The sequence below is a fragment of the Ensifer sp. Root31 genome, assembly GCF_001424825.1.
Taxonomy (GTDB): Bacteria; Pseudomonadota; Alphaproteobacteria; order Rhizobiales; family Rhizobiaceae; genus Ensifer; species Ensifer canadensis.
The window spans coordinates 1-4,678 of the sequence record NZ_LMCO01000057.1 but is presented as its reverse complement, the minus strand read 5'-3'; the positions used below and the strand labels follow the sequence as shown (position 1 = coordinate 4,678).

Here is a 4,678-nt window from a genome sequence, read left to right as displayed (position 1 = left end):
TCCATCCGTCCTCTGCAGCTCGGACTTTGGCCGCTGCCGATTCGCGGGTGAAAGGGGGCAGTGGTGGGCGTTGTTCAGTCATGGTCATGATCTCCAGATTTCTTTCACTGTACCGATCGGTAAACAGTGTGTCAATCGGTACATGTGACTGAGTGCAGCGTCAACGGTCAACGCTGGGCGCTGGCCGTTTTTGCCGTGCGAATTGAAAGGTTGCGCCGTAGACTGCCGGGTCCGCGTCACGCCGAGAGCTGCGATCTTAGCTGTTGTGGCCAGGCCGGTTGCTAGATGTTTGTCCGCTCAGTGCATGAGTTCACGAAAGACTGTCTCAAGCTCGACGTCTGAGGCCGCCACCACCGCGTAATAAAGCATCTTTGTCTCGCTCTCGGTGGTCTCGGCTGGCCAAAGAACTCGCTCGGCGATCGACCGCTTTCGCTTCATGAGACGCTGCAGCAGACAATCGAAGGATCCAGCGCCAAGCCGTGTGTGCGACAGATCGGGGATAGCGACATCAGTTCAAAAACAGGTAGGCACAGATTTCGGACGAGCCCGGAGACATACCTCCTGTCCCGCGCGTCGTCGCCTCTCATCACCGCCCTGCGCTATATCACTGCTGGTCAGTGGGCGGTCGCTTACGCGCAGCTCAGAAGGATCGTGCGTATCAGCTCTCCGCATCCGAAGATGACATCCAGGGGGCGACTGATGGCGATAAGGGTGCATGGCTTCGATAATCCGCTCCCTGTCCGGGCGGAACATGCGAATATGGCTAGGGCGTGCCAGTCACCATCGCGAGCGAGCACGTGAACGTTGTCGCCAAGTACAAAACACCAAAGCGCGGCAATGTACTGTGGCGGGGAGGAACGTGCGTCTACATTGGGGAAAATGCACCTCGTTTCTGGCAGCGGAGGTTCCGCTGCCAAAAACGTTTCAACCAGCGGCCTGCTTATTTTGCTGGGGGCCCATAGGAAGATGCGATTTTGCCCGCCTTCTCTTGCGCAGCCTGGAATTCCGCGCCCGTGTAGGCTCGCACGGTTTTTACATTCGATACAGCTCCCGATGCGCTGACAACGAGAAGTGCGGGGACCACGTCAGCGCCATCGTCAAATTCCGTGATTGCCATCCAGTCGGTTTCACCCGTCGTAACGTAGAAAGAATGCAGTTTCCCGCCCGCTGCTTCCATGATGCCACGGGCCGCCTTTTCTCGGTCCGATGGACTGTCAATCATTCCCTTCGCTGACGTGGTTGTATAGCACCCTGTGGTTATGAACAGTGGCATGACATCCTCCCTCAACTGGGCAGATCGGGTGACCTGCCATACTCAATATCTCAAAAAACTTGGCGTTAGACGAGCGTTGAGCTGCAGAGCGCTAGATTGGTCACGCACAATTCGGCGACGCACAGTGAGCATGATCGCCACCGCGGCGGGCCTTGAAATGACGGCACTACCAGCCGTCGCATCCGAAGCGGTTGCACGTTAAGGCGTTGGACCGTTTAGCAGGGATTCCCCTGGCATATAGCGTCCTGCCACCGAAGTTCCAAATCGAGCGAAGCGTGTTGTTCGAGGGCGCATCGACAGCGATTTCGAGGGCCTCATCGATCATCTCATCCGACAGCTCTGCCAGGCAGTGAAACTTCTTTCCTTGCTGAGGGCGTAGCCTCGGGTCTGCTCCCAGGAACGAGCATGGGATAACGGCGCGCTTTCCCGCATTCAGTCGTTGAGACTTGGGGATGCTGCTGGCCTGCGGGCACACAAACGAACAACGCCTTTCTCCTTAGAGTTGATCGAATCCATGTTACCGTCATCCAGGACCAGGCAGATGGCGGCACCGCCAGCAGGTCCGCCTGAACGTTGATCCGGGGCCGTCGCGCTTCGATTCCTACGATGCCGTCTTGTTGGGAGGATGTGCCATGGCGGGGATACTTGACGTGGTTGTCGTCGGAGCGGGCTCGGCCGGGCTTGGGATCAGTTATTTACTCAAGCAGCAAGGTCGCGATCATCAGGTGCTTGAGCGAGGCTGCATCGGAGAAACCTGGCGGACCCAGCGCTGGGATTCCTTCCGTCTGAACTCGCCTAACATTCGCTCGCTGCTGCCCGGTGATTCCCATGACGTGCCTGATCCCTGGGGTGCCAGCACACAGCATCAATTTGTCGCTTATCTCGAGAAGTATGTTGAGCGGCACCAATTGCCGGTGATAACCGGGACTCCAGCAGAGGAACTGTCCCGAGATGACGAACTCTTTCTTGTGACGACACCGCGTGGTGTCTTTCAGGCCCGCAACGTCGTCGTCGCGAGCGGTAGCCTGAACTGTCCGAAACGGTCGCCTGAGTCGGCGGAACTGCCGGCAACGGTCCGCCAACTCGATTCCTCGGCCTATCGCAATGCAGCCGAGTTGGAACAAGGTGCTGTTCTTGTAGTCGGCAGCGGTCAATCGGGCGGCCAGATTGCCGAGGACTTGGCACTCGCGGGACGCTCGGTCTTTCTGGCGACGAGCCGAGTCGGCCGTCTGGTCCGCTATTATCGCGGCGGCGACATCTTCAATTGGATGACCCTGTCCGGCTATTTCGACGTACCGCGCAGGGAAATCATCCTGCCATCGGGGAAGCTGCCGCCGCGAGGCTTGCTTGGTGCCACCCACACCATCAGCCTGCAATCGCTGAGCGCCCAGGGGGTCGTGTTGCTCGGTCGCTTCTTGGGTATGACGAATGGCAGCCTGGTATTCGGCGACAACCTGGATGAGCACATGCGTTTTGCCGACGAGAGCTCAGCCAACGTCAAGCGCCTTATTGACGCTTACATCGGGCGCGCCGGGCTGAACGCGCCGCCTGCCGAGGATGATCCTGCCGAGGTGATCGCCCCACGCCTCGCCGATCCACCGATCCGCTCAATCGAATTGGCGACGAGCGGCATAGCGTCGGTAATCTGGTGCACAGGCTTCAGAGGCGATTTCCGGTGGATCAAAGTCCCGGACACCATCGACGACGACGGCCAGCCTATTCACGAGGAGGGGATCGGATTCGTTCCCGGACTGTATTTTTCCGGCCTCGATTTTGCCTCGACTCGGAAGTCGGGAGTTATACCTGGGGTTGCTGAGGAAGCAGCACGGTTGGTGAACCATCTCGCCAAGAGATCGGCGAGTTAATTCGATTGGTTAGCATCTGCATGGCAAGCGTCGTTACAGGGGCCCTTGTGAAGGGGTGGGCCCCTCCTCGGAACGCCGTGTTGGAGTTTCAGAACTCCGGCGAGACCGACCGAACCTCTCTCAAGTAGCGCTCGATGGGCGCGAGCCACCTGGCGATCGATGTATTGTTTGCCGGGACGTACATCATTGCGCTGCTGTCTATCAGCCCGTTTCTCACCGCAATTGTCCTGGTCATGTTGACCGCTCCAAAATGATCGCGGTCGGGGCAATGGGTCCCTTTGGCTGAGGGTCAGGATGTGCGCCTGACGGACGCCTGACCTCGGGATCAACATCGCAGTCATGGTTCAACACGCTGAATGAGGCGTATGTGAAAGCCCGCTACTCGGGACACTACGAGATCAGCGAGGAGGCAATGGCATGGCTGACCGCTCGAACTTCCGTTCTCTACGATCCGGTCAAAACAATCTGCGCGGAACACCTCGCTAAGCTCGAACGGGCGGACAATTCAACCTTGCTGCGCGAAAAGGGTAGTTCCTGAAACTCCGTCTCCGTCACCGCAATTTGCCCTCTCCTCCGTCACCGCGCGATAAAAGGTGATCCCTCGCGGCGGCTTCTAATTGAACTGGTGGAAAGCTTTTCATGGAGAGGCCAAAGTCGGAATGCCTGTGGTTGCGAACGACATACCCGCAATTCAATTCACCTGAGATCAGCGACCCGAGGGGCCGTAGCCGTCCAGATGCCAGCGACGTCGCGATAGGCCCTCGTCTTCAGGTTCCCCTCTGCCTGACAGGCTCGCTGCGTTGCGGAGCCGGCAGCAAACTACAGTGGGGCCGCGCTCGACATCGAGGACGGCAAAGTCGTAGCGACCTATCTCGGCCATCGCGCCGTTTGGTGAGCGGTCCCTGGATATTGGGCAATGGCTAGGTGTCGCCGCGAACCGCAATGCTACTCTCCTCTTGGCGGTCAGCTATCAGACTTGACCTGGACCTGACGAGCCGCAGCGAGGTCATTTTGGTTCCCACCCTTCGGCATATGACCGAACATGTGCGGCTTGATCTGGTTGATCCAGGAAACGGCGGCGGGCTCCTTGCTCCACAGCGTTCTGGCAAAAGGCACAAGCTGCTCGCCAACGAGGATGCCAAGAAGGCCAACCAGGGCGACAACCGGCGGGGCCGGCGAACGCACATTGAGGAGGCTATAGACAATGCCGACCAGCAAGCCGGCACCGATGGACATGAGATAGAGTTTCATGGAATTCGTCCTCGCTGAGATGAGATTGCCGCTCCGACGGGCTTGTCCTGGCGGAGCGGCTGTTCTTGCTGGGTTACTTTGCCGGGTTCGGGCCAATCCGCTTGCCGTGCGTGACGCGTTCAGCGGCCTTGTGGACCATGGTGTAGACATAATCGATGCCCATGCCGTAGGCGCCGGAATGCTCCTTCAACAGCGTGGTGACGGCGTCATAGGTTTCCTTCCGCGCCCAGTCGCGCTGCCACTCAAGGAGGACCTGCTGCCAGGTCACCGGAATGACGCCGGCTTGAAC

At 58.8% G+C, this 4,678-nt stretch carries 4 protein-coding genes and 3 pseudogenes; 2 read left to right on the top strand and 5 right to left on the bottom strand.

Annotated features, from left to right (window positions below):
* Both ASD00_RS42170 and ASD00_RS32935 read right to left on the bottom strand, forming a co-directional pair.
* A pseudogene (locus tag ASD00_RS42170) lies at nt 1-82 on the bottom strand (nuclear transport factor 2 family protein); the annotation flags it as partial.
* 858 nt (nt 83-940) lie between these two features.
* A complete protein-coding gene (locus ASD00_RS32935) occupies nt 941-1,273 on the bottom strand; it encodes a GYD domain-containing protein (RefSeq protein WP_057211180.1) in 333 nt (110 codons plus the stop codon).
* Nucleotides 1,274-1,905: 632 nt separating this feature from the next.
* Between ASD00_RS32935 and ASD00_RS32925 the strand changes: the two genes are divergently transcribed.
* Complete coding sequence (locus tag ASD00_RS32925) at nt 1,906-3,138, top strand: NAD(P)/FAD-dependent oxidoreductase (RefSeq protein WP_025429591.1); 1,233 nt, start codon at nt 1,906-1,908, stop codon at nt 3,136-3,138.
* 88 nt (nt 3,139-3,226) lie between these two features.
* Here ASD00_RS32925 and ASD00_RS40585 read toward each other — a convergent pair whose 3' ends face one another.
* Nucleotides 3,227-3,373, bottom strand: coding sequence for a hypothetical protein (locus ASD00_RS40585; RefSeq protein ID WP_156407922.1), 147 nt, complete (start codon nt 3,371-3,373; stop codon nt 3,227-3,229).
* Nucleotides 3,374-3,416: 43 nt separating this feature from the next.
* Here ASD00_RS40585 and ASD00_RS39535 point away from each other — a divergent pair.
* A pseudogene (locus ASD00_RS39535) lies at nt 3,417-3,676 on the top strand (nucleotidyltransferase); the annotation flags it as partial.
* Between the two features lie 425 nt (nt 3,677-4,101).
* Here ASD00_RS39535 and ASD00_RS32920 read toward each other — a convergent pair.
* Nucleotides 4,102-4,389: a XapX domain-containing protein gene (locus ASD00_RS32920; protein WP_057211176.1), complete on the bottom strand. Its 288-nt coding sequence runs from the start codon at nt 4,387-4,389 to the stop codon at nt 4,102-4,104.
* A gap of 73 nt (nt 4,390-4,462) precedes the next feature.
* A pseudogene (locus ASD00_RS32915) lies at nt 4,463-4,678 on the bottom strand (hydrolase); the annotation flags it as partial.